Origin of the sequence: Vibrio sp. V31_P5A7T61 (assembly GCF_009904895.1) — a bacterium.
Classification (GTDB): Bacteria; Pseudomonadota; Gammaproteobacteria; order Enterobacterales; family Vibrionaceae; genus Vibrio; species Vibrio metschnikovii.
In genome coordinates this window covers 25,352-51,150 of record NZ_WXWI01000071.1, presented here as the reverse complement: position 1 = coordinate 51,150, position 25,799 = coordinate 25,352, and the positions used below count along the sequence as shown (strand labels likewise).

Sequence of the window (25,799 nt, the reverse complement as noted above, 5' to 3'; positions counted from 1 at the left end):
AATAAAAAAGCCGATGGATTGTTCATCGGCTTTTTTGATTGGGCTTATTTCTTTTTCTTGGTTTTTTTCTTTACGCTTTTGGCGGCAACTTTCTTTTTACTCTCGTCTTTTTTCTTTTTCTTAAACACTGATTTTTTATGTGTTGGGCGTAATCCATCAATAAAGCGTTCTTTAATCTCTTCTTTTACATAGCGAGCGACACGATCCATCATCATTTGATCATGCGCTTCGACTAAAGAGATCGCATTGCCTTTTTTACCGGCTCGAGCAGTTCGACCAATACGGTGGAGATAGACGTCTGCACTGCGTGGCATATCAAAGTTAATCACGTGGCTGACATCGGGAATATCAATGCCTCGCGCAGCAACATCGGTCGCAAGTAGGATATTGATATCGCCTTCACGAAAACGACTGATGGCATTATTACGTCGATCTTGTGGCATTTCACCTTGGATCCAAGCGCAAGGGATTTGAGCCCGCTCTAACTCTCCGCGTAGTTCTGCTAAACGTTCACGAGTTTTGATAAACACGATTGAACGCTCAGCTTGCTGGGTAAGAATCACTTTCAATAGCTCGAGTTTATGCTTCATGCTGTCAGCACGATGATACCACTGTGCGATTTTTTTTCGTTCACGACGAGGCGGCTCTGCGGTAATTTCTGCTGGATTATTCAGGAGATCCGCGGTAAACCCTTCAACACCACGGCCTTCTAAGGTCGCGGAAAAGAGCAAGGTTTGTTTACGCCAGCGGCATTCGGCGGCTAAACGGTCGACCACAGGACCAAAGCCCATGTCCAGCATGCGGTCTGCTTCATCAAGGATCAACCACTCAATCGCTCGGCAATCAAAGCGCTCAGCGTTAATGTATTCAAGCAGACGCCCCGGCGTAGCCACTACAATATCTTGTGTGGTCGCTAAAATATCGGCGTGTTCTTGATATTGCACACCACCAGTGATGGTGAAGATATTCAGCCGAGTATGTTTGGCGAGCTGACGAGCTTGCTCAGTGATCTGCATCGCTAATTCACGTGTTGGGGTTAGGATCAGCATGCGCGCTGGTCCCGGTTTCTTACGTGGAAAATCTTGTAAATATTGCAGAGCTGGAATCACAAACGCTGCCGTTTTTCCGGTGCCTGTTGGAGCAGAGGCAAGAATATCTCTACCGTCCAGGGCGTGGGGAATCGCCTCCTCTTGCACTTGAGTTGGGCGTTCGAAGCCTAATTCTTTAATCGCATCAAGGAGATTGTCATCCAGTTCTAGGTCAGCAAAGGTTTTAGTCACAGTTTATTTACTCCGCAAGGCTCGGGCTGAATAGTCTAAAATAGAGGGCGCACATTATAGTTGGATCCTCGTCTAGATCACATCTTTAATTACACCATCTTAAGATAAAAAGCACGGGTAAGCTGAATAAATGCTTCACTATAGTCATTGGATTCACGAATGATCAGCTCGCTAGCTTGTAATGGTTGATGAATTCGGCTCAGTTCAAATAATAGCCGTTGAATCGGTTTGTGTGGTGTGGTCCTAACTTGACAGAGTCGAGTTAAATACCAACCTTGTTGCTGCGCTTGATCAATAAAAACTTGCCCTTCTTGCTGAGGTAAAATCAAGCTGGCGGTACCTTGCACGGATAAATGTTGTGCGAAACCGTCTAGTAATTGTTGGTGAGACAGTGTTTCTGTGTGGCGTGCGATCGCTCGCGTTTGTTGTTGAGCGGGTTGCCCGCTATTAAAATAGGGCGGGTTACAGATGATGGCATCAAACGACTGAGTAAAACGCAAGGTGGTAATATCACCATGCCTCACTTCAATGCGTGACGACCATACTGAGCGACGAATATTATTTGAAGCGGCTAAAAATGCTTGTTGGTCAATATCGACAGCGCAAATTTGGCTATTGGTAAAGCGTTGCGCACACATCAAGCTTAATAAGCCAGTACCACAACCGATATCCAGTAAACGATCGGGTGGTCGGCTGAAAGCCCAAGCTCCCAAGAGTACGCCATCAGTACTGACGGGCATCCCACTGTGTCCTGTTTCAATGGTAAATTGCTTAAAATGAAAGCCTTTGGTTATCGGTAAATCAGTATTCATTAAATATCGCTATGGATTTGTTTTTAGAAAGTTAAGCTACTGTTGGTTTTTTGTTTGGTGTTTTATGCTGGTCAACACCGGAACGTTTGGGGTGATAATTGAAATATCATTCCGTTAATGTTTTTAAAGTTAGTGTATTCAACTGCTATTGAACCTTCGGTATAAATTAATGTAGTGTTTTTCCCTTAGCTATTGCGAAATGCGGATAGGTTGTTCATTATTCGCCTTCACTAAAAATTAGATGGCTTGTACTGTCTAAAGATGCACACACAACATTCATTAAATACGTAATATAAGGGTTATCTGTGAAACAGACGTTAAAATTAACAGATATTGCCGCATTAGGCTTTATGCTATTTGCCTTCTTTTTAGGCGCAGGCAACATTATCTTTCCGCCATTAGCGGGTCAACAAGCTGGGATAAACTTGATGTCCGCCATGAGTGGCTTTTTATTGACGGCGGTAGGACTGCCTTTAGTGACGATCATTGCGGTGGCGATCGCTGGAGGCAGTTGGAATCACCTCACTAAAGATCTCCCCGCCAAAGTGGCGACACTGATTGCTGTATTGATCTTCATTATTATTGGTCCGGCTTTTGCTGCGCCACGAACCGGGCTCGTTGCTTATGAAATGGCCGTTAGTCCGCTCTTTGCTGATAGCTCCCAAGCTCACCTGACTATTTTTTCGATCCTTTTCTTTTTGGTGGCGATGTTTTTCTCTTGGTCGCAAGGGCGTTTAATTGATTTGATCGGTAAAGTGTTGACACCGGCCTTATTTATCGGTCTTGTAGTGTTGGCGATTGGCGTATTCCTAGACCCTCAAGGCGATTGGATGCCGGCCACCGGGCCTTATGCTACTCAGCCTTTCACTAAAGGTTTCTTGGAAGGTTACAACACCATGGATACCTTAGCAGCCTTGATGTTTGGGATGTTAATTGTTGATGCCTTGCGTAGTAAGGGCATCACCGAGCAGCGAGCGACGACGAAATACCTCATCAGTTCAGCCTTTATTGCTGCCTTTGGTCTTGCTTCGGTGTACATTTCTCTGTTTTATCTTGGCGCAACCAGCTCAGCCATCGCGGGTGGGGCGGACAATGGTGGCTTTATATTGAGCCAATATGTCCAAGCTTTATTTGGTCCTTATGGTCAATTAGTCTTATCCACGATCGTGCTTTTAGCCTGTTTAACGACGGCGATTGGTCTTATTTCTGCATGTTCTGACTATTTCTGCTCCTTGACGCCTCTTCCATACCGCGCTTGGGTAGTGATTAATGGCGTTGCTTGTGCAGTGGTTGCTAATGTTGGTTTATCTCAGCTGATTGCTTTATCGATTCCAGTCTTGGTTGCGCTTTATCCTGTCGCGATAGCTCTGGTGGTTCTCGCCTTTGTGCGCCACAAAATGCCGAATCCTAAAGTGGCATTTCGAGTCGTGACCTTGGTTGCGTTCTTGTTTGCTTTAATTGATGCTGCTCAGGTTGTCGGGCTTGATATGTCAATGTTCGACATGTTGCCACTGTTTGATGTTGGTATGGGTTGGGTTTTACCGTCTTTAGCGGCGCTAATATGCATGTTCTTTATGGCTCGCTCAGTGGTAGAACAATCTTCTAATGATGTCGCTTAGTGGCACTGTTGATTGGGCGTATTAATGAGGAGTCTCTCCTCTAGGTACCAAAAGTGCTTTACCGCCATTCATCCGAGTGATGGTTAATGGCGGCTTGTCGCTAAAATCAAACTTTCCCCTCGGCGGAGTCGTTGACTCCGCCTTTTTTCTAGACAACTTTTCCTGTATCTTCGTCACATTTTTCAGTAGAATTCTGCGGTTAAATTCTATTCATAAAGTCAAAATAACTATGTTTGAAATCAATCCGATTAAAACCCGTATCCAGGACGTGTCACAGCGCACATCGATCCTCAGGGGGTATCTTTGACTATGACGCTAAGCAAGAGCGTCTAGAAGAAGTCAATGCTGAACTTGAACAACCCAATGTCTGGAATGAACCTGAGCGCGCACAAGCGTTAGGCAAAGAGCGATCTTCGTTACAAGCGGTAGTGGAAACCATTAACCAGCTTGAACAGGGGGTTGATGATGTCGAAGGTTTACTTGAACTGGCGATTGAAGCTCAGGATCAAGAAACGTTTGATGAAGTTTTGCCTGAACTCGAAGAGCTTGAAGCGAAACTCGCGCAATTAGAGTTTCGGCGTATGTTTTCTGGTGATCACGATGCTGCGCATTGCTACATTGATTTGCAAGCTGGTTCTGGTGGTACAGAAGCTCAAGACTGGACGTCAATGCTGTTGCGGATGTATTTGCGTTGGGCGGATGATAAAGGCTTTAAAACCGAAGTGATTGAAGTTTCCGAGGGTGATGTTGCTGGACTTAAATCGGCGACTGTGCGTATTATCGGGGACTACGCTTATGGCTGGCTAAGAACCGAAACGGGAGTGCATCGTTTAGTTCGTAAATCCCCGTTTGATTCTGGCGGCCGTCGTCATACTTCTTTTGCTTCAGCATTTGTTTACCCAGAAATTGACGAAAATATTGCCGTAGATATTAACCCTGCAGATTTACGTATTGACGTATATCGTGCATCGGGGGCTGGTGGTCAGCACGTTAACACCACAGAATCGGCGGTGCGTATTACCCACGTTCCGACCAATACCGTGGTGCAGTGCCAAAACGATCGTTCTCAGCATAAAAACAAAGACCAAGCGATGAAGCAACTACGCGCCAAATTGTTTGAGTTGGAATTACAAAAACAAAATGCTGAAAAACAAGCCAATGAAGATGCTAAATCGGACATTGGTTGGGGAAGCCAAATTCGCTCTTACGTATTAGATGATTCACGGATCAAAGACTTGCGTACTGGAGTTGAGAACCGTAATACACAAGCGGTTCTCGATGGTGATTTAGATAAATTTATTGAAGCTAGCCTGAAATCAGGTCTGTAAGCTTTTTACCGACAAAACAAGGTACATGCAAAATGACTGATGCTGTTCAAAACGAAACGAATCAAGAGCAAATCGCGCAAGAAGAAAACAAACTAATTGCAGAGCGTCGTAGTAAGTTAGAGCACATCCGTAAAAGTTGTAAGGCGAACGGTCACCCGAATGACTTTCGTCGTGATAGCTTAGCGGGTGATCTACAAGCAGAGTTCGGTGAGAAGAGCAAAGAAGAACTGGAAGCACTCAATCATGTTGTTTCCATCGCGGGTCGAGTGATGGCTAAGCGTGGTCCTTTTTTAGTTATTCAAGAGACGTCTGGTCGTATTCAAGCTTATGCTGATAAAACGGTACAAGCTGAGCTAAAAGAAAAATATCAAGGGCTTGATATTGGTGACATTATTGGTGTAAAAGGCGCTTTGCATAAGTCTGGTAAAGGCGATCTTTACGTGAATATTGAGCAGTATGAACTGCTCACTAAAGCGCTGCGTCCATTACCTGAAAAGTTCCATGGTTTAACCGATCAAGAGATGCGTTATCGTCAACGTTACGTTGATTTGATAGTCAATGAAGATTCTCGTCAAGCGTTTGTCATCCGCTCTAAAGTGATGTCAGCGATTCGTAATTTCATGACTTCAAAACAATTTATGGAAGTCGAAACCCCGATGATGCATGTCATCCCTGGTGGTGCCAGTGCACGTCCATTTATCACCCATCATAACGCGCTTGATATGCCGATGTATTTACGTATTGCGCCAGAGCTTTACTTAAAACGTTTGGTTGTCGGTGGCTTTGATCGCGTTTTTGAAATCAACCGCAACTTCCGTAACGAAGGTTTGTCGCCGCGTCATAACCCAGAATTCACCATGATGGAATTCTATATGGCGTATGCAGATTATAAAGATTTGATGGATTTCACTGAAGAACTACTGAGTACGGTTGCGCTTGAAGTCCTCGGCTCAACGTCGATGCCTTATGGTGATGAAACCGTGGAATTTGGTGGTAAATACGCTCGCATGAGCATGTTTGAAGCCATCAAGCACTACAATCCTCAGCATGCGCAAATTCAAGCATTAACCGAAGATGATCTGCAAAATCGTGATCTTATGGTCTCGATTGCCAAATCGGTTCATGTTGATGTCGAACCTTTCTGGACTTGCGGCCAGCTTCTTGAAGAAATTTTTGGTGAAACCGCAGAGCCGAAACTGATGCAGCCGACATTCATTACTGGCTATCCAGCGGATATCTCACCATTGGCTCGTCGTAGTGATGATAATCCATTCTTTACTGATCGCTTTGAGTTTTTCATTGGCGGTCGTGAAGTAGCAAACGGCTTCTCAGAACTGAATGATGCTGAAGATCAAGATGCACGCTTTAAATCACAAGTTGAAGCGAAAGAGTCTGGTGATGATGAAGCGATGTTCTACGACGCAGATTATATTACTGCGCTTGAGCATGGTTTGCCGCCGACGGCAGGTCAAGGAATTGGTATTGACCGTTTAGTGATGTTATTGACTAATACGCATACGATTCGTGACGTTATTTTATTCCCAGCGATGCGTCCACAGCAGTAATGGTTGATGATGATTTGAAAACCGCCCACGAGGCGGTTTTTTTATGCTTGATACTGGGGAAGATGCATTGACGATGGCATTAACGAGTAATGGATTGGTGTAATAAAGGCCGTGCGATCAAAAAAACCGTCATTACCCCTTCGTTTATGGGTGATATTTCCTATAGTCTTACTCGTGAGATAGATTCTATTTTAGAGTACCGCTAAGGTAGCGAAAACGATCTTTGCTTTTTGGCCAATTGGTGCGCTAATCCGATTGGTTAAGCGGGGCTTTTTGTCATCGTTAGTGGTATTGATAGGCGGACCAAGCCCGTTTTGGTTGCCGACCGTATCTCCAAGCTGTATGGGTATCAATCAATTCAGCGCTGTATAACAATAATACTCATAAGGAAACCTGTTGATGGGCACTCAATTTCGGATGGATTGTGTTCCCGGTTCGCTGATTGTCGTTGGGGGCAGCTACGAACCGTGGTTAACCGTTTTAGAAAAGGCCGGATGGCGTTGCATGCAATGTGCTGATTTGCGTAAAGCAGACCAACAATTTACGAATACTGGGCCATGCATTGGTATTGTTGATCTTAGCCATGATGAATTTAGCTTAAATGGCATCGCTAATTTGGTGAGTAGCCATAAGCAGGTTCGTTGGTTGGCATTCATTCGTGAGTCTCAACTCAGCTCTGATACGATTTGCCAGTTTATCGTCAATTTCTGTATCGATTTTTTTACCGCACCAATCCCTGATGCTCAATTACTGAGCACCATTGGCCATCAATTGGGTATGTTGCAATTAGAAAAAAAAGTATGGCCGAACTACGGTATTAATAACCAAATGGACTTATTGGGGGAATCACTGCCAATTAAACGGCTACGCGATCAAATTAAACGCATCGCGCCAACGGATGTCAGTATTCTTATCTCCGGCGAAAATGGAGTCGGTAAAGAAAGGGTCGCCAGAGCCATTCATAATACCTCGTCTCGCGCTCATCAACCTTTTGTCAGTGTTAATTGCCGAGCGATACCCGAACATCAACTTGAAGCCGAGTTATTTGGTATTGGACATCCCGATTCAATCCCCCCTTTATTAGCGAAAGCTCATCAGGGGACACTATTACTCAATGACATCCTGGCCCTACCGAAACGACAACAGCTCAACTTATTGCATTTTTTCCAACAAGGGACCTTACCGGCGTCAATTGGTGCAAAGGCGGTGGATGTCAGAATTCTAGCCACCCATACGACTGATATTGAAAAAGCCTTGATTGATGGTGATTTTAATGAAGAGCTTTATCATTACATCAATGTACTGCGGATTAATGTGCCTAGCTTGCGAGAGCGAGCAAGTGATATTGCACTGTTTGCTGGCCATTTTTTAAAGGAGTACTCCAAAGAGTACAACGCGCAAGCCCGCAGCTTTTCTGAACAGGCGCTACAAAGTATGGAGCGATATGATTGGCCGGGTAACGTACGTGAGTTAATGAATCAAATTAAGCGAATGGTATTAATGTCTGATTCGATCATGCTTGATGAAACGCAGCTTGATCTACCTAAACGTGAAAGTAAAAGGACGTTAAAAAGTATTAAAGAGCGTTCAGAGCGAGAGGCATTAGTGCAAGCGTTAGAGTCTCATCGAGGGCAAATCACTCATGCAGCAAGAGAGTTGGCCATATCCAGAGCGACTATGTATCGTCTCTTGAATAAGCATGGCTTGCTCTCTGACTCGATTTTTTAGTGCTATTCACCTCAGCCGTTAGGCTCCTGAAAAAGAACCTAACGGTGCCGTATCGCGTTTATGGGCAGGGATTTGAGTATTGAATCGCAATCTGATTGATCTTACCAAGCAGCTCTTCGCTCAGCACAACCTCTACGCTATCAATATTGGCTTTTAATTGCTCAAGCGTCGTTGCCCCAATGATATTAGCAGCGACAAATGGTCTTTGATTAACAAAAGCCAGCGCCATCTGTGCGGGATCCAAATCAAACTCATGCGCTAAATCAACATACGCTTGTGTCGCGGCTATCCCTTGCGGTGTGAAATAACGCTGAAAACGTTCGTATAAAGAGCAGCGTGCACCGCTAGGGCGTGCACCATGTAAATATTTACCACTCAAGGCACCAAACGCCAATGGAGAGTAAGCGAGTAACTTAACGCCTTCGTGGTGGCTTATCTCTGAAAGCCCGACTTCAAAACTACGATTCAGTAAGTTGTAAGGGTTTTGGATCGAGACCATGCGTGGTAAATCGTGTTTCTCCGCCAGACGAAGATACGTCATTAATCCCCAAGGAGTTTCATTTGAAACGCCGATATAACGCACTTTTCCCATCCGAACCAAATCGTTCATGGCTTCTAAGGTTTCGATCAAGGTGATCTCTTCTTGAGTCTCCGGATAAGGGTAATTGAGGAGACCAAAGGTATTGGTTTGACGTTGCGGCCAGTGCAATTGGTAGAGATCGACATAATCGGTTTTTAAGCGACGTAAACTATCGTCGATCGCTTGATGAATATTACGATGATCCAGAGCCATTTTATCGCGAATATAACTGACACTACGCGGGCCTGCCACTTTGGTGGCGAGAACGACTTTTTCGCGTTTCGAAGATTTCTCTAACCAGCGACCGATGTACTCTTCGGTTAGGCCTTGGGTTTTTGCGCTGGGTGGGACAGGATACATCTCAGCCGTGTCGATAAAGTTGACGCCACGTTCAAGAGCGTAATCCAGTTGCTGAAAGGCCTGTGCTTGATCATTTTGTTCACCAAACGTCATGGTACCTAAGCAAATTTTGCTTATTTCTAATGTTGAATGCGGTAATTTTGTATATTGCATTGTACTTCCTTGTTACCGTTAAGCTCCCTTACCTCTAGTCGGCGCTTCGTAAAACCGTAGGGACGAAAAGTCCTCGTTTGTCGTAAACGCTCAGGATTTCGGGAGATAGAAACTGAATAGATTGATTCCACTATAATCCAAGGGACAGGGTAAAGTCACTGCCCGTTTCACCTTAAACGGGTTTCACCTTAACGTAGAAGAGAAGGGATCACCCGTTGACAGTTTGGTGAGCATGGCTTAATACAGATAATGCTGTTGGAGTATTTGCGCGGTAAATTGAGTACGCAGATAAAAGCCACGTGGCAACGTTCGGATAGGGCGACCATTGGCGCCATAGGCTTCGGTTAACGCTCGGCTATTAGCGGCTTTCGGCCTAAGTTGTAATACTTCACCATGTCTTGCGGTAATATCAGCAATTCTACCGAGTACAATAAACTCCATCAATTCTTCCCAATCGGCTTTTAATTGTGCTTCTTCTGTAGCTGAAGGGCTCCAAATCAGAGGCGATCCTACTCGACGTTCCGCTAACGGGATCTCTCGCTCTCCTTGAACGGGGATCCATAACACGCGAGACAGTTTATGTCGGACATGACTATTTTCCCATGTCAGTCCTTGGACACCCGTTAACGGTGCGACGCACACAAAGGTGGTTTCAAGAGGCTTACCAGTATAACCAATCGGAATGCTTTTTAGCTCGATACCTAAATCGGCAAAGTCTTGTTGCGGTTTACTGCCAGCACTTGCGCCTAAATGCCACTCTAATAGTTGACCCACCCAACCTTTATCTTTTTTTAGATCCGCAGGAACGGGAATCCGCGCATGCTCAGCAAGTTCTGCAAAACTCAGTCCTGCAATGTGTTGTGCTCGATAAAGAAGCTCTTGTTCACTTTTAGGTTCTAATGGCATAGGAAAGGCACTGAGGTAAAAGTCCTAGTGTAACAAAAACTCCTTTCCGGGAGTAATAGACTCTTTACGATGAAGTGATGAAAAGATCATCATTAAAAGTTATCCACAACCGAACCTAAATAATCGTCGATAGTTAGGGTTTATCTAATTCATGTATGAATAAACAGGGTTTTCACTAGCGATATGAGCGATGAAAAACCAATATTAGGCTGATAAATTCATTCAAGTGTGGATAACCACACATTTGATGGATCTTTGAGCGGCGTAGTTATACGTTTGATCTTTCCCTCGATATTCTAAGTGTTATATTTTAATTATGTTCATCCTTTTGTTTTTTAAGGTTTATTTCTCGTTTTATTTTTTGTTATCGGTTTAATGATAGGATTAAATGTAGCATTTCTTTCCTAGCTCTTCGTTTTCTTCACATGGTTATTCACAGAAAACGTGAATAAATGTGCTCTGTCTCTCATTCTGTTGTTGATAACTATAGGAGTGAGTGAAAGTTATGCAGTTTTCTCTTGATCGTTAATAAATCTCGCTTGAATCACACGAGTTCGTTTGCTCCTGCTGGGGATATGTGGAAAAATCAACATCATTAAGATTTTATGAGAGGTTTGCCAGTGATCGATGGCGATGGTTACCGACTCAATGTAGGTATTGTGATTTGTAACAATCATGGTCAGGTATTCTGGGCGAAACGATATGGACAACACTCATGGCAGTTTCCTCAAGGGGGAATTGATGAGGGTGAATCTCCCGAACAAGCAATGTTTAGGGAGCTTTACGAAGAGGTTGGCTTAACGAAGAAAGATGTCAAAGTCATTGCCACTAGTCGTCATTGGTTAAGATACAAATTACCAAAACGCTTAGTGCGATGGGACTCTCAACCTGTCTGTATTGGACAAAAACAGAAATGGTTCTTACTGCGTCTGGAATGTGATGAATCAAAAATCAACATGCAACGCGGTAGTACCCCTGAATTTGATGGTTGGCGCTGGGTAAGCTATTGGTATCCAGTTAGGCAAGTTGTGTCTTTTAAGCGTGATGTTTATCGGCGAGCAATGAAAGAGTTTGTCTCTTTAGCCATGCCGTTTAAGGAACGTAAAATAAAAGGTAAACGAAAAAACCGTAGGGGATAACATGCTCTCTCAGCTAAGGGATATTGTTGAACAAGTATCAAAAGTGGAAGATGTTTATCAAGCATTGGATATTTTTGTCAAACAGACGTGCACAGCGATGAGCACCGAGTGTTGTACGGTCTACTTAGCAAATGAAGAGATGTCTCGCCTCGAGTTAATGGCGACGCAAGGGTTAAAATTCAAAGGCGATAAAATTCATATTGGCTTTGATGAAGGCTTAGTGGGTTTAGTCAAACGCACCGCTGAGCCGATTAACCTTGCTAAAGCGTCACAACATCCTAATTTTAAATATTTTAAACAACTGGGAGAGGAGGTTTATCACTCTTTTCTTGGTACGCCCATCATTTATCGTAAACAAGTGTTGGGAGTTTTGGTGGTACAGCAAAAATCGCCCCGTCTGTTTAGCGAGATGGAAGTCTCTTTCTTGGTGACGCTGGCGGCTCAGTTAGCGGTGATCATTGCCCACTCACAAACGCAAGGACATTGGCTGTTATCTAAGAAACAACAGTCTGTCAGTGGCATCGCTGCTTCAACGGGAGTCGCGATTGGTGAGTTATGGTGGGATGACTCTCAACCGCAGTTAACAGACGTCTCTCCCGCCTCAACCTTAGATAAAGAGAGAGAACAAGCTTGGTTAACGCGGGCAATTGAAAATGCGTTGAATGATTTTCGTAAGTTACGTAAAAAGCTTGATAACGATATCAATAAAGAAGCGCTGGCGATTTTCGATTTATTTACCCACTTACTCAATGATCCGATGTTGCGTAATGATCTGAAAGCGCAAGTTCTGAAAGGTGATCGCGCTGACTGGGCGGTGCGCCAAGTTGTCGAAAGCTATTCCAACCGCTTTGCTCGTATGTCCGATGCTTATTTGCGTGAGCGTTCACAAGACATACGTGAACTGGGGCAGCGGTTACTCTATTTTCTTTACAATACAGAACATGAACAGCAGCAGTTAGATAAACCGATTATCTTAGTGGTACGAGAGCTTACCGCATCGATACTGGCGGGGTTACCAAAAGATAAGTTATTGGCCGTGGTCTCTTTAGAGGGGGCAGCCAATTCACATGCCGCCATTTTATCTCGCGCGTTGGGTATTCCAGCGGTGATGGGTGTGTCACTGAACTTAAAGCAAGTGAATGGCAAAAAAGGCATTGTTGATGGCTACAGTGGTAAATTATATATTTCCCCTAGTAAGCCTATTCTTGCTGAATATCGTGCGTTGGCTTACGAAGAGCGACAATTGGCACAAATGGTGAATGAGGCCATTTTAGAGCCCGCATTAACCGAAGATGGTGTGCAGATAGAGTTACTGTTAAACGCCGGTTTAAGCGCAGATACGAATATCGCTATTAACCAAGGCATTGATGGCATCGGGCTCTACCGTACCGAAATTTCTTTTTTACTCCAACAGCGTTTACCTTCTGAAGAAGAGCAAATTCAGCAATATCGAGCGGTCCTTGAAGGTTATCCTGATCAGCCTGTCGTGATGCGGACCTTAGATATCGGTGGTGATAAACCGCTCCCTTATTTACCCATTGATGAAGATAATCCCTTTTTAGGTTGGCGTGGCATTCGTTTTACGCTGGATCATCCAGACATTTTCTTAATTCAATTACGAGCCATGCTGCGAGCCAGTAGTGGTCATGATAATTTGCGTATTTTGTTGCCGATGATTTCTGGGGTAAAAGAGCTTGATGATGCGAGGCGATTTATCGAGCAAGCCTATCAAGAATCGATCAAAGTCGATGCCAGCATTGTCAGACCTAAAATCGGTATTATGCTTGAAGTGCCTTCCATGCTCTATCTATTGCCATTGATCGCTAAGAAAGTTGATTTTATTTCAGTAGGAACCAACGATTTAACACAGTATCTTTTAGCGGTTGATAGGAACAATACCCACGTTTCGGATGTCTATGATTCAATGCATCCTGCAGTGATTATGGCATTGAAACAAATTTCGCAAACCTGTCAGCAGTATTCTTTACCCGTCTGTGTCTGTGGTGAGCTAGCGGGAGATCCCTTTGGTGCTTTATTACTCATCGGTTTAGGCTACTCCACGTTGAGTATGAATGCGTCGAATGTAGCTAAAGTAAAGTATTTGGTTCGCCATTCGGCAAGACGTGAATTACAGTTATTGGCGGACAAAGCCTTGATGCAATCGTACGGTCATGACATTTATAATATGATGCTCGATCATTTTGAAACGAAAGGCTTCGCTGGATTTGTGCGGGCTGGTAAAAAATAGAGAAATAGGACACAACTGTGGGTATTGAGTATATTCTTTTGCTGATCCTATTAGGTTCGGTTGTCGGATTGTTAGCGGGTTTATTGGGCATTGGTGGCGGCTTGTTGGTGGTTCCTGCCTTATTGTTTTTGTTACCGAAAATGGGCATTAGCCCAGAGATCGTCATGCATATTGCGCTTGCGACCTCTTTAGCGACGATCATCATCACCTCGATTTCTTCAGCGCTGAATCATCTTAAACTGGGTAATATCGATTTATTTGTTGTTAAATGGTTACTACCGGGCGTGCTTACTGGTGGTTTTTTAGGCTCAGTGGTTGCCGAGTGGATACCGAGCCATTATCTACCTAAAGTATTTGGTGTTATCGTTTTAGCTCTCGCGCTGCAGATGGTGCGTTCTTCGATGCAAGCCCGTTCAACACGGCCGATGCCGGGAGCAATAGTGACGTTATTATCAGGGAATGGGATCGGGATTATTTCTACGTTAGCGGGAATTGGCGGCGGATCATTGACGGTGCCTTTCCTCAATCACCACGGCGTTGAGATGCGCAAAGCAGTGGGTTCATCGGCGGTGTGTGGTTTGGTGATTGCCATTTCAGGGATGTTAGGTTTTATATTGCATGGTTATCGAGTCGAAAACTTACCTGAGTACAGCTTAGGTTATGTGTATCTTCCTGCATTATTCGCGATTGCCTCCACCTCAATCTTGACTACTCGGATCGGAGCAAAATTAGCGTCACGATTACCGACGGTCACGTTAAAACGTTTTTTTGCTTTTTTCCTGATGCTCGTAGCAATAACGATGTTGTTGCAATAACTTTTTATCTAAGACAGAGAACGTTACTTTATGTCTCAAGGCTATCTTACTTTTCCTAATATTGATCCGGTGTTGTTTTCTATCGGTCCACTTTCTGTGCGCTGGTACGGAATGATGTATTTATTTGGCTTCTTATTTGCGATGTGGTTGGCTAATCGCCGAGCCGATAAGCCAGGCAGCGGTTGGACGCGTGAGCAGGTTTCAGATTTGCTTTTTGCTGGCTTTTTAGGGGTCGTGATTGGAGGACGAGTTGGTTATGTTCTTTTCTATAACTTTGAACTTTTCTTAGCTGATCCCTTGTACCTTTTTAAAGTATGGACTGGTGGAATGTCTTTTCACGGTGGTTTGCTCGGTGTGATAACCGCGATGTTCTGGTACGCTCGTCGTCAGCAACGTACTTTTTTTGGTGTTGCTGATTTTGTCGCCCCTTTAGTACCATTTGGTTTAGGCATGGGTAGATTAGGTAACTTCATGAACTCTGAACTGTGGGGACGAGTGACCGATGTTCCTTGGGCATTTGTCTTCCCTAATGGTGGGCCATTACCACGCCACCCATCACAACTTTATGAACTGGTTTTAGAAGGCATCGTACTGTTTTTCATTTTAAATTGGTTTATCAAAAAGCCGCGTCCTCTAGGTGCCGTTTCTGGGCTATTTTTGATCGGATATGGTACATTCCGTTTCCTTGTCGAGTTTGTTCGCGAACCGGATGTGCAACTCGGTTTGTTTGGTGATGTGATCTCCATGGGACAAATTCTATCTACGCCGATGATTATCTTCGGAATGATATTAATGGTATGGGCGTATCAACGCCAAATGTATCAAGATAGCCCGCAAAAAAGTAAGGTTGTAAAGTGAAGCAGTATTTAGACCTTTGCCAGAGAATTGTTGATCAAGGTATCTGGGTTGAGAACGAACGAACCGGTAAGCGCTGTCTGACCGTGATTAATGCCGATCTCACTTACGATGTCGCAAATAATCAGTTTCCCTTAGTCACGACACGAAAGAGTTTTTGGAAATCAGCGGTTGCCGAATTGCTTGGTTATATCCGTGGTTATGACAGTGCCGCAGATTTTCGTCAGCTAGGCACCAAAACATGGGATGCGAATGCGAATATGAACGCGGCTTGGCTCGCCAATCCTTATCGTAAAGGTGAAGATGATATGGGGCGAGTTTATGGCGTTCAAGGACGTGCATGGGCTAAGCCTGATGGTGGTCATATTGATCAACTGAAAAAAATTGTTGATGATTTAACTCACGGTATTGACGATAGAGGGGAAATTCTCAATTTTTACAATCCGGGTGAGTTTCACATGGGCTGTTTACGGCCGTGTATGTATAGCCATCATTTCTCGTTATTGGGCGATACCTTGTACCTTAATAGTACTCAGCGTTCTTGTGATGTGCCGTTAGGTTTAAACTTTAACATGGTTCAAGTGTATGTTTTTTTGGCAGTTATGGCACAGATTACCGGTAAAAAACCGGGCTTGGCTTACCATAAAATTGTTAACGCGCACATCTATGAAGACCAACTGGAATTAATGCGTGATGTTCAATTAAAGCGCCACCCATTACCGGCAGCCAAGTTCCACATTAATCCAGAGATCCGTTCACTGGAAGATTTAGAAACATGGGTAACCCTTGATGATTTCTCGGTGACTGATTATCAGCATCATGATCCGATTCAATATCCTTTCTCAGTCTAGTGGTGGGTTCTTATCTATGTGTAGCGTGAGATAAGAGCCAACGCCGAGAAAGACAATCACTAAAGATAAGCGTGATGAGTTTTGGTGAACCGTTGATTAAAACATGAGTCGATGAACAATAACGTCAAAGCCGCCAAGCACTATGCTTTGGCGGCTTTGTTATTTTGGCGTAGCCGATTGTGCTAAGGATTAGGTTGTCAGTGTGAGAACTGATCCAGGAAGAAGAACAAAGACCATGAATAAATAGAGTGCAACTGAAGCTTTATTCTTTACCGCACGATCTGAAATCCAATCTGCCCCTTTCAGTGGAAGCTCACGTAAAAATGGAATGCCAAAGATTAAGAGTGTTGCACTGATATTAAACACCAAATGCACCAGAGCAATTTGTAAGGCAAAGACCGCAAATTCACCTGAGACTGCGGTTGCGGCTAGAAGAGCGGTAATACAGGTTCCAATATTAGCCCCAAGGGTGAAAGGATAAACATCACGAACTTTTAACACCCCTGAGCCAACCAAAGGCACGATCAAGGTAGTGGTGGTGGTGGATGATTGGACTAAAACCGTAACTACGGTACCTGAAGCGATACCATGTAAAGGACCTTTGCCTATCGCGCTTTTCAAAATATCGCGAGCGGGGCCGACCATCAGTTTTTTCATTAATTTACCCATCATCAGTATCGCGACAAAAATAATGCTGATCCCGAGTACAATCATGCTAACCCCGCCCCAGACATTACCGAATACGCTAAGCTGGTCTTGCAGCCCATTAACGATAGGTTTAGTCACTGGGCCAATAAAATCGAGGCCTTTGACGCTCATATCACCCGTTGACATAAGAGGAGATACTAGCCAATAAGAGATTTTTTCGAAAATCCCAAACATCATCTCTAAAGGTAAGAAAATAAGTACGGCGAGCAAATTGAAAAAATCATGAATGGTTGCGCTAGCAAATGCTCGTTTAAACTCATGCTTACAGTGAACATGGCCTAAGCTAACCAGTGTGTTGGTGACGGTTGTACCAATATTGGCTCCCATGACCATCGGAATAGCAATCTCAACGGGTAACCCTCCCGCGACTAAACCGACAATAATTGAGGTGACGGTACTGGATGATTGAATTAAGGCTGTGGCGACTAAGCCAATCATTAAACCGGCGATAGGGTGAGCGGCAAAGGCAAAGAGCGCTTTGGCATGCTCTCCCGTTGACCATTTAAATCCACTGCCTACCATTGCTACGGCGAGTAACAATAGATAGAGCATCAGTGCCAAGTTAATCCAGCGTAGCCAACGTGTCATTGCTAAGCTTGGCACCGCTGTGGATGTCGCTTGGTTTATCATGGGGTTCTCCATTGACCTGATGATTGTTTGAGGTCTGTTGTTGAATCTGTTCGCGATGTTAGATGACAAATATTTCAGTAATATTACAAAGGAGGGGTTAAGTCAGCGCTTGGTTAAAACGATGGGGTTAAAGGTCTTATTTCTTTATTAACTAGATAATATTATTGAGTTTTTGAATTTGTATCTGAATGTGTTTTCGTCGAGAAAATGATGTTTTTTATGTCTGAATGATGACGGTTTGTTTTTTTTGATTCGTTAAAATAAAGAATGTTTTAGTAAATGTTTCGGTTAAACCGAAGTGTTTGCTGGTGAGGACTGAGTTTGTTATAACAGACGGACCATATATTGATTGAGTACGCCATGTCACATCTTAATTATAATCATCTCTACTATTTTTGGATGGTCTGTAAGCAAGGCTCGGTTACTAAAGCGGCTGATGCACTTTTTCTTACTCCCCAAACTGTAACGGGGCAAATAAAAGCGCTAGAGGATAGGTTAGCGGGGAAGTTAACTAAGCGTAATGGTCGCAGTGTAGAACCAACCGAGTTAGGGCAGTTGGTGTTTAAATACGCTGACCGGATGTTTGGGCTCAGCTATGAGATGCTTGATATTGTTAATTATAGCCAGCGCTCCAATGTGCTCTTCGATGTCGGGGTTGCAGATGCGCTTTCTAAACGTTTAGTCAGTAAAATTTTGATGAGTACCGTGCCGGAAGACAATCGGATTCATTTGCGTTGTTTTGAATCGACCCATGAGTTACTGCTGGAACAATTATCTCAGCATAAATTGGATATGATCCTTTCCGATTGTCCGGTTGATTCGAGTCAGAGCCCTGGTTTATTCAGCAAAAAATTAGGTGAAAGCCACATGGGGTTTTTCTCCAGTGGTGCGGTAGAGCATGGCCAATATCCTGCAGTACTCACTCAGCGTAAATTGTTGCTTCCCGGAGGGCGTACGGCGATGGGACGTAAAGTGAGGCAGTGGTTTGATCGTCAAGGTATGCAGCCGAATATTCTGGGAGAATTTGATGATGCGGCTTTAATGAAGGCGTTTGCTTTGTATCATCCAGATGTGATTTTTATGGCTCCGCTTTTATTACGTTCAGAGATGGAACAGGAAGGTTCTTTACATTTACTGAGTCGTTTAGAAGAAATTAAAGAAGAATACTACGTGATTTTTGCGGAAAGAATGATCCAGCACCCCGCAGTCAAGAGTGTCTGTGATGCTGATTTTAGTCATTTTTTTGAATAATCACGCTTGAATGGAACGCTTGTCTCAATTCGTGGTGCAGGGCTTTTTCGATTTGTTTTGGTGTGTATTATTGTTAACAAATAGATTACTATCTGTCAGATTGGTCAATCCATAGCAGGTTCGTTCTGATCTTGGATGCGCTGATATATTTAAACGAACTGCAGTGTTATTTGTCTCTTAAGAGTTATAACTCATCGTCAAAATAATAAGTTGTTGAGCGTACGCTGAATGGCTTCACTTTTACTGTGTCGGATAGCACGTTAAGGTCAGTTTGTTTAAGTTGTTATTTTTAAAGGGGCTTGCTCATGAACCTAGAACAAATGGAACAAAACTCCGCTCAGGCAGTGGTGTTATTAAAAGCCATGGCCAATGAGAGGCGGCTACAAATTCTTTGCTTGTTGCACAATCAAGAACTTTCCGTTGGTGAGTTATGCAGCAAGTTAGAGTTGAGTCAGTCTGCGTTGTCACAACACCTAGCTTGGCTAAGACGGGATGGCTTAGTTGAGACGCGCAAAGAGGCGCAAACGGTATTTTATACCTTGAGCAGTAATGAAGTAAAAGCAATGATTGAGCTTTTACATGGTTTATATTGCGCTCACTGACAGGATGTTCCCCAACTTTGATTGAATGGAAATGAAAAACGATGCCCTCATGACAAAAAATCTTGTTATGATCAACAGAGTGAAAAATCAAAGTTGTTAGATAAATAAAAAACCGGCCTTAGCCGGTTTTTTTATCACTGATGGATATCAAGTTCTATTATAGAGCTTTAATCGCAGCAGAGAAACGAGACTTATGACGAGCTGCTTTATTCTTATGAATAAGGCCTTTAGTCGCCATGCGGTCAAGGATTGGTGTAACTACAGCAAACGCAGCAGTTGCAGCTTCTTTGTCGCCAGCAGCAATTGCAGCAACTGTTTTCTTCATATAAGTGCGCATCATTGAACGACGGCTAGCATTGTGCTGACGACGTTTTTCAGATTGGATAGCGCGCTTCTTAGCAGATTTGTTATTTGCCAAGGGTCTAACTCCCAAAAACTTTAGTTCGGTGACAATTTAAGGGCCGGAAATATCCCTTATTTGCACTTAAATGTCAAATGATTTGTGCAAAAACCCGTCTAAACCAAACAAGTTTGGTATCACAAGGCTTTCACGGTTAAGATGGCGTGGATTCTAACAGTATTTTTTGGGCAATGCTAATACTTATCTGATCTCATCCTGACATTCTTATTTAAGATTACGCGATATTATCCTTCATCCAGTGGTTACCCTCACTTGGGAGCGTGATTGTTCAGGTAAGTTGGCGAGAAGGGCGGTTTATGCGCTCTACTCATTCTTTGTATTTATATTCAGGTTTTTTCTTCGAGGTTACTGTGAGTAAACGCTTACTCAAGTCTGGTATTGTTGTCAGTACTATGACCTTTATTTCCCGAGTGTTGGGACTGGTGCGGGATATTGTCGTGGCCAATTTAATGGGAGCGGGAGCGAGTGCAGATGTGTTTTTCTTTGCTAATCGTATCCCCAACTTTTTACGCCGTTTATTTGCTGAGGGCGCTTTCTCGCAAGCTTTTGTTCCTGTCTTAACGGAATATCATGCAGCGGGGGACAAACAGAAAACACGAGAGTTGATTGCCAAAGTCTCTGGTACTCTTGGTTTGTTAGTGACGATCGTGACTTTAATCGGTGTGCTGTTTTCCGGTGTCGTAACGGCACTATTCGGCGCTGGCTGGTTTTTAGATTGGTTATCGGGAGGTCCGGCTGCCGAAAAGTTTGAGTTGGCCAGCTTATTACTTAAAATCACGTTCCCTTATTTATGGTTTATTACCTTTGTCGCGCTTTCTGGGGCGGTACTAAACACGTTAGGAAAATTTGCCGTCTCGTCTTTTACGCCGGTATTTCTTAATGTAATGATGATTTTATCTGCTTGGTATATTTCGCCTAATCTCGCTAAACCAGAAATCGGTTTGGCAATAGGTGTGTTTTTGGGCGGTTTAGTCCAATTTCTATTCCAACTGCCATTTTTGATCCAAGCAGGTATGTTAGTTAGGCCGAAATGGGCTTGGAAAGATCCCGGTGTGGTTAAAATTCGCACATTGATGATTCCGGCACTTTTTGGGGTCTCTGTTAGCCAAATTAACCTGCTATTTGACTCTTTTATTGCCAGTTTCTTACAAACGGGGTCGATCAGTTGGCTTTATTATTCCGATCGGTTACTTGAGTTTCCGCTTGGTTTGTTCGGAATCGCTATTGCAACCGTTATTTTACCCGCTTTATCCCGTAAGCATGTCGATGCTCATCAAGCCGGTTTTGCGCAGACCATGGATTGGGGAGTTAGAATGGTCATCTTACTGGGCATTCCGGCGATGCTCGGATTGATGGTGTTAGCCAAACCGATGTTGATGGTGCTTTTTATGCGTGGTGAGTTTTCTGCTCATGATGTTCAACAGGCGTCACTGTCTTTGTTTGCTTATTCTGCAGGCTTATTAAACTTTATGTTAATTAAAGTCTTAGCGCCAGGTTATTACTCACGACAAGACATTAAAACCCCGGTTCGTTATGGCATTATAGCTATGCTAAGTAATATTATTTTTAATGCGATTTTTGCTTGGCCTTTTGGTTATGTTGGTTTAGCGGCAGCGACGGCCTTATCGGCATTCATTAATATGGCCCTACTTTATCGTGGATTGCATCAGCAAGGCGTGTATAAAGTGACCACCCAAACGCTAGCATTTATTGCTCGTTTAGTTATTGCTGGTGCTGTGATGGTCATGGCGATTTATTGGCAGTTGGATTCCATGGCCGATTGGCTCAAGTGGGGTTTAACTGAACGAGCATTGACTTTATGTGGGTTGATTGTACTCGGAGCGGTCGCCTATTTGTTAACGGCCTTATTGTTAGGGATACGTTTAAAAGATTTAAAAGCGGCGACAGATTAATGACAATTAAGGTATAATCCGTCGGTTTTACATCCATATTAGAGATGCCCTGCTGATCGTCAGTTCTAATCGTGCTGGTGGTGTGTGTTTCTTGCCGTTAATGATGGTTGAGATTCACTTGCGCCAGTCTGTTTTGCGATCGGGTGTCGGTACCATTAAGAATAATAGGTTTTAAGTTTATCCCAATGGAATTGATCCGCGGTATTCATAATATCAAGCCTCATCATCATGGTTGTGTGCTAACTATCGGTAACTTTGATGGTGTGCATCTTGGTCATCAACAAGTATTAAGCCAAGTTTCTCAGCGAGCCAAACAGCTGAATTTGCCTTCCGTGGTGATGACTTTTGAACCGCAGCCCATGGAGCTGTTTTTAACATCGAAAGCTCCCGCAAGGCTTACTCGTTTAAGAGATAAGTTTGTTCAGTTAGGGAAATTAGGCATTGATCGCTTACTGTGCGTTAATTTTAACCACCGTTTTGCTAATTTAGAAGCGCAGGCTTTTATCCGTGACTTGTTGGTCGGGCAATTGGGTGTTAAGTTTCTGGTTGTTGGTGATGATTTCTGTTTTGGACAAGGTCGCAAAGGTGATTTTGCGATGCTACGTCAAGCCGGTGAGCAATACGGTTTCGAGGTTGTCAGTACACAAAGTTTTTGTGTTCAGCAGTCACGTGTCAGTAGTACCTTAATCAGAGAAGCATTGGCCAGCGATCAACTTGCAACGGCCGATACGATGTTAGGCAGAGCCTACAGTATCAGTGGTCGTGTTTCGCACGGTCGTAAACTGGGGCGAACGATTGGTTTTCCAACGGCAAATATTCCTCTTAAACGATGCGTATCACCGGTTTCTGGTGTTTACGTGGTTGAGGTCTATGGTCTTTCGACATTGCCTTTAGGCGGCGTCGCGAATATTGGTCAACGTCCGACAGTCAATGGTGTTCGGCAACAACTTGAAGTGCATCTTTTTGACTTTCAAGGCAATCTATATGGTAAGCAACTTGAAGTGGCTTTATTGCACAAGTTGCGTGATGAGCAAAAATTTGCATCTTTTGATGCACTGAAACAACAAATTGAATTGGATGCTGAGGCAGCAAGGGTGTGGCTGCAGCAGCTTTACAGCGAATCGGTTGATTCCACCGATTCGTATAATGTCTAACGTCGCCCAATACAACGGAATTAAGAATCGATGAGTGAATATAAAGATACCCTGAACTTACCTGAAACAGGGTTTCCAATGCGTGGCGATCTGGCTAAACGTGAGCCAGAAATGCTAGCACGTTGGTACAAAGAAGATCTGTACGGAGCAATCCGTCAAGCGAAACAAGGCAAAAAATCTTTCGTCCTGCACGATGGCCCTCCTTATGCCAACGGCGACATTCATATTGGTCACGCACTCAATAAGATTCTTAAAGACATTATTATTAAATCCAAAACGTTATCAGGTTTTGATGCGCCCTATATCCCTGGGTGGGATTGTCATGGCTTACCGATTGAATTAATGGTTGAGAAAAAAGTCGGTAAACCGGGTCAAAAAGTCACGGCGGCAGAGTTTCGCGAAAAATGTCGTGACTATGCGGCGGGGCAAGTTGAAGGACAAAAAGAGAGCTTTAAACGGTTAGGCATTCTTGGTGAATGGGATAAACCTTACCGGACAATGGATTTTGCCACTGAAGCGAACATTATCCGCGCGTTAGGTAAAATTGCCGATAATGGCCATCTGCTTAAGGGCTTTAAACCGGTTCACTGGTGTACCGATTGTGGCTCGGCGTTGGCTGAAGCAGAAGTTGAGTATAAGAACAAAGTATCGCCGTCGATTGATGTCCGTTTTCGTGCTACTGATGAAGCCAGCTTACTAGCAAAATTTGGCTTATCAGAGGGGCATCAAGGTCATGGGCCGGTTTCGATTGTGATTTGGACTACCACACCATGGACTTTGCCAGCTAACCGTGCGGTTTGTTTACGCAATGATTTAGAATATGTCTTGATCCAAGTTGAAGGTGAGCAACCTGAGCGAATCATCGTTGCTTCTGACCTTGCTAAGCAAGTCATCGATCGCGCTGGTATTGAGCACTTCCATAATCTTGGCTTTGCCACGGGTGCCGATCTTGAGCTCACTCAGTTTAACCATCCATTCTATGATTTTACGGTTCCCGCCATTTTGGGCGATCATGTGACGACCGAATCGGGGACGGGTGTGGTGCATACTGCGCCAGGACACGGTCAAGAAGACTTTGCCGTTGGTCAAAAATACGGTCTTGAAGTTGCCAACCCTGTCGGTTCAAATGGGGTTTATCTTTCAGATACCGAACTGTTTGCAGGACAACATGTCTTTAAAGCCAACGATGCGGTGGTTGAAGTATTGAAAGAAAAAGGTGCGTTGTTGCATCACCATGCTTATGAGCACAGCTATCCACATTGCTGGCGTCATAAAACGCCGATCATTTTCCGTGCGACGCCTCAATGGTTTATCTCGATGGATCAAGCGGGTCTTCGTGAACAAGCCTTAAGTGAAATCAAAGGCGTAAAATGGATGCCAGATTGGGGTCAAAGCCGTATTGAAGGCATGATTGAAGGCCGTCCTGAGTGGTGTATTTCTCGTCAGCGTACTTGGGGCGTTCCGATTGCTCTATTTGTGCATAAAGAGACGGCAGAATTACATCCTAACTCGCCTGCTTTGATTGAGAAAGTTGCACAGTTGGTTGAGCAAAAAGGCATTCAAGCGTGGTGGGATGTCGATGCTGCTGAACTCTTGGGTGCTGACGCTGAACAGTATGAAAAAGTACTGGATACATTGGATGTTTGGTTCGATTCAGGCGTAACTCATTATGCGGTTGTTGATACTCGTCCTGAGTTTAACGGAGCACAAGCTGACATGTACCTTGAAGGTTCGGATCAGCATCGCGGTTGGTTCCAATCGTCATTGATCTCATCGGTCGCAATGAAAGGTAAAGCACCTTATAAAGAGGTGTTAACCCATGGATTTGTGGTGGATGGTCAAGGACGTAAAATGTCTAAATCGATTGGTAACGTGGTTGCGCCGAAAGATGTCACCAATAAATTAGGTGCTGATATCTTACGTTTGTGGGTCGCTTCAACCGATTATACTGGTGAAGTGGCGGTATCTGATGAAATCTTAAAACGCAGCGCCGATGCTTATCGCCGAATTCGTAATACGGCTCGTTTCTTCCTCGCTAACCTTAATGGCTTTAATCCTGCGACGGATATGATCCCTGTTGAGGAAATGGTGGCATTGGATCGTTGGGCTGTCGGTCGTGCATTGGCTGCTCAGCAAGAGATCATCAAAGCGTATGATGAATACAACACCCATGCGGTCGTACAGCGTCTAATGCATTTCTGTTCAATTGAAATGGGTTCATTCTATTTAGATGTGATCAAAGATCGTCAATACACGGCAAAACGCGGTAGTCATGCGCAGCGTAGCTGCCAAACGGCCTTGTATTACATCGTGGAAGCGTTAGTACGTTGGATGGCACCGATTATGTCATTCACCGCCGATGAGATTTGGCACGCGATGCCAGCCAAGCAAGCTGACGGTCAAGCACGCGGTCAATTTGTCTTTACCAGCGAATGGTACCAAGGTCTGGTTGGTTTAGACGAAAGTGAAACGTTTAACAACGCATTTTGGAATGATATCCAACACGTTCGTGGTGCGGTGAATAAGCTACTCGAAAATGCTCGAAATGAAAAAGTGATTGGTGGTTCGTTACAAGCACAGGTGACTTTGTTTGTCGATGATGCACTGGCCGCTAAGCTTAAGCGACTGCATAACGAGTTACGTTTTGTTTTGTTAACGTCTAAAGCTGAAGTCAAATCGTTGAGTGAAAAAAGTGCACTGGCCCAAGCCACTGAGATTAATGGTCTATGGGTTGAGGTGAGTAAAGTAGACGCCGAGAAATGCGAGCGCTGTTGGCACCATACCGATGATGTGGGTACGATTGCTGGCCATGAAACCATTTGTGGTCGTTGCGTGTCTAACATTGATGGCGATGGTGAACAACGTCAGTTCGCGTAATCGT

The 25,799-nt window shown here is 44.0% G+C and carries 20 protein-coding genes; 14 read left to right on the top strand and 6 right to left on the bottom strand.

Features of this window, described 5'->3' with window-relative positions; genetic code table 11:
• Positions 1-44 precede the first annotated feature (44 nt).
• Positions 45-1,280, bottom strand: coding sequence for an ATP-dependent RNA helicase SrmB (gene srmB, locus CAG58_RS15645; protein WP_004394142.1), 1,236 nt, complete (start codon positions 1,278-1,280; stop codon positions 45-47).
• 89 nt (positions 1,281-1,369) lie between these two features.
• Positions 1,370-2,092 carry a tRNA1(Val) (adenine(37)-N6)-methyltransferase gene (locus CAG58_RS15640; RefSeq protein ID WP_161425557.1) on the bottom strand — a complete coding sequence of 241 codons (723 nt, stop codon included), beginning with the start codon at positions 2,090-2,092 and terminating at the stop codon, positions 1,370-1,372.
• Between the two features lie 305 nt (positions 2,093-2,397).
• On the opposite strand from CAG58_RS15640, the gene brnQ reads away from it, so the two are divergent.
• The 4 genes from brnQ (at position 2,398) to vpsR (ending at position 8,332) form a co-directional block, all read left to right on the top strand.
• Entirely contained in the window at positions 2,398-3,711 is a 1,314-nt protein-coding gene (brnQ, locus tag CAG58_RS15635; RefSeq protein ID WP_158138845.1) for a branched-chain amino acid transport system II carrier protein, read from the top strand.
• A 229-nt stretch (positions 3,712-3,940) separates the two neighbouring features.
• Positions 3,941-5,039, top strand: a protein-coding gene (gene prfB, locus CAG58_RS15630; protein ID WP_115152517.1) for a peptide chain release factor 2 whose coding sequence is annotated in 2 segments (ribosomal slippage) — positions 3,941-4,015 and positions 4,017-5,039 — 1,098 coding nt in all. Because the reading frame shifts where the segments join, the coding sequence is not laid out codon by codon here.
• 32 nt (positions 5,040-5,071) lie between these two features.
• Positions 5,072-6,604 (top strand): lysine--tRNA ligase, encoded by a 1,533-nt coding sequence (gene lysS, locus CAG58_RS15625; protein ID WP_004394138.1) that lies wholly within the window; start codon positions 5,072-5,074, stop codon positions 6,602-6,604.
• Between the two features lie 399 nt (positions 6,605-7,003).
• Positions 7,004-8,332, top strand: coding sequence for a cyclic-di-GMP-binding transcriptional regulator VpsR (gene vpsR, locus CAG58_RS15620; RefSeq protein WP_158144731.1), 1,329 nt, complete (start codon positions 7,004-7,006; stop codon positions 8,330-8,332).
• Positions 8,333-8,390: 58 nt separating this feature from the next.
• On the opposite strand, the gene CAG58_RS15615 is transcribed toward vpsR, so the two are convergent.
• Positions 8,391-9,425, bottom strand: coding sequence for an NADP(H)-dependent aldo-keto reductase (locus CAG58_RS15615; protein WP_154170256.1), 1,035 nt, complete (start codon positions 9,423-9,425; stop codon positions 8,391-8,393).
• A gap of 237 nt (positions 9,426-9,662) precedes the next feature.
• Positions 9,663-10,331: a DNA mismatch repair endonuclease MutH gene (mutH, locus tag CAG58_RS15610; RefSeq protein WP_161425082.1), complete on the bottom strand. Its 669-nt coding sequence runs from the start codon at positions 10,329-10,331 to the stop codon at positions 9,663-9,665.
• Positions 10,332-10,951: 620 nt separating this feature from the next.
• Here mutH and rppH point away from each other — a divergent pair.
• From rppH to CAG58_RS15585, 5 genes are read left to right on the top strand one after another with little or no spacing between them, the layout of a single operon-like run.
• A complete protein-coding gene (rppH, locus tag CAG58_RS15605) occupies positions 10,952-11,470 on the top strand; it encodes an RNA pyrophosphohydrolase (RefSeq protein WP_040903856.1) in 519 nt (172 codons plus the stop codon).
• Between the two features lies 1 nt (position 11,471).
• A complete protein-coding gene (ptsP, locus tag CAG58_RS15600; RefSeq protein WP_154170260.1) occupies positions 11,472-13,718 on the top strand; it encodes a phosphoenolpyruvate--protein phosphotransferase in 2,247 nt (748 codons plus the stop codon).
• Positions 13,719-13,735: 17 nt separating this feature from the next.
• Entirely contained in the window at positions 13,736-14,533 is a 798-nt protein-coding gene (locus tag CAG58_RS15595) for a sulfite exporter TauE/SafE family protein (protein ID WP_154170262.1), read from the top strand.
• 30 nt (positions 14,534-14,563) lie between these two features.
• Complete coding sequence (lgt, locus tag CAG58_RS15590) at positions 14,564-15,391, top strand: prolipoprotein diacylglyceryl transferase (RefSeq protein WP_004394132.1); 828 nt, start codon at positions 14,564-14,566, stop codon at positions 15,389-15,391.
• The gene (locus tag CAG58_RS15585) at positions 15,388-16,239 is read left to right on the top strand and encodes a thymidylate synthase (RefSeq protein ID WP_158144733.1); all 852 of its coding nucleotides are present in this window, start codon (positions 15,388-15,390) and stop codon (positions 16,237-16,239) included. The genes lgt and CAG58_RS15585 overlap by 4 nt, the downstream gene beginning before the upstream one ends.
• Before the next feature lie 189 nt (positions 16,240-16,428).
• On the opposite strand, the gene CAG58_RS15580 is transcribed toward CAG58_RS15585, so the two are convergent.
• Positions 16,429-17,577, bottom strand: coding sequence for a Na/Pi symporter (locus CAG58_RS15580; protein ID WP_004394130.1), 1,149 nt, complete (start codon positions 17,575-17,577; stop codon positions 16,429-16,431).
• A 360-nt stretch (positions 17,578-17,937) separates the two neighbouring features.
• Between CAG58_RS15580 and nhaR the strand changes: the two genes are divergently transcribed.
• Together nhaR and CAG58_RS15570 are read left to right on the top strand one after the other, a co-directional pair.
• Positions 17,938-18,828, top strand: coding sequence for a transcriptional activator NhaR (gene nhaR / locus CAG58_RS15575; protein WP_161425083.1), 891 nt, complete (start codon positions 17,938-17,940; stop codon positions 18,826-18,828).
• A gap of 305 nt (positions 18,829-19,133) precedes the next feature.
• Entirely contained in the window at positions 19,134-19,430 is a 297-nt protein-coding gene (locus CAG58_RS15570) for an ArsR/SmtB family transcription factor (RefSeq protein ID WP_158138840.1), read from the top strand.
• 157 nt (positions 19,431-19,587) lie between these two features.
• On the opposite strand, the gene rpsT is transcribed toward CAG58_RS15570, so the two are convergent.
• On the bottom strand, positions 19,588-19,848 hold the full coding sequence (gene rpsT / locus CAG58_RS15565) for a 30S ribosomal protein S20 (protein ID WP_004394128.1): 261 nt from the start codon (positions 19,846-19,848) through the stop codon (positions 19,588-19,590).
• A gap of 353 nt (positions 19,849-20,201) precedes the next feature.
• On the opposite strand from rpsT, the gene murJ reads away from it, so the two are divergent.
• The 3 genes from murJ to ileS all read left to right on the top strand — a co-directional run bounded on the left by murJ (position 20,202) and on the right by ileS (position 25,795).
• A complete protein-coding gene (gene murJ / locus CAG58_RS15560; RefSeq protein ID WP_161425084.1) occupies positions 20,202-21,764 on the top strand; it encodes a murein biosynthesis integral membrane protein MurJ in 1,563 nt (520 codons plus the stop codon).
• A 185-nt stretch (positions 21,765-21,949) separates the two neighbouring features.
• Positions 21,950-22,918 carry a bifunctional riboflavin kinase/FAD synthetase gene (gene ribF / locus CAG58_RS15555; RefSeq protein ID WP_040903781.1) on the top strand — a complete coding sequence of 323 codons (969 nt, stop codon included), beginning with the start codon at positions 21,950-21,952 and terminating at the stop codon, positions 22,916-22,918.
• Between the two features lie 30 nt (positions 22,919-22,948).
• Positions 22,949-25,795, top strand: coding sequence for an isoleucine--tRNA ligase (ileS, locus tag CAG58_RS15550; RefSeq protein WP_161429678.1), 2,847 nt, complete (start codon positions 22,949-22,951; stop codon positions 25,793-25,795).
• Positions 25,796-25,799 lie beyond the last annotated feature (4 nt).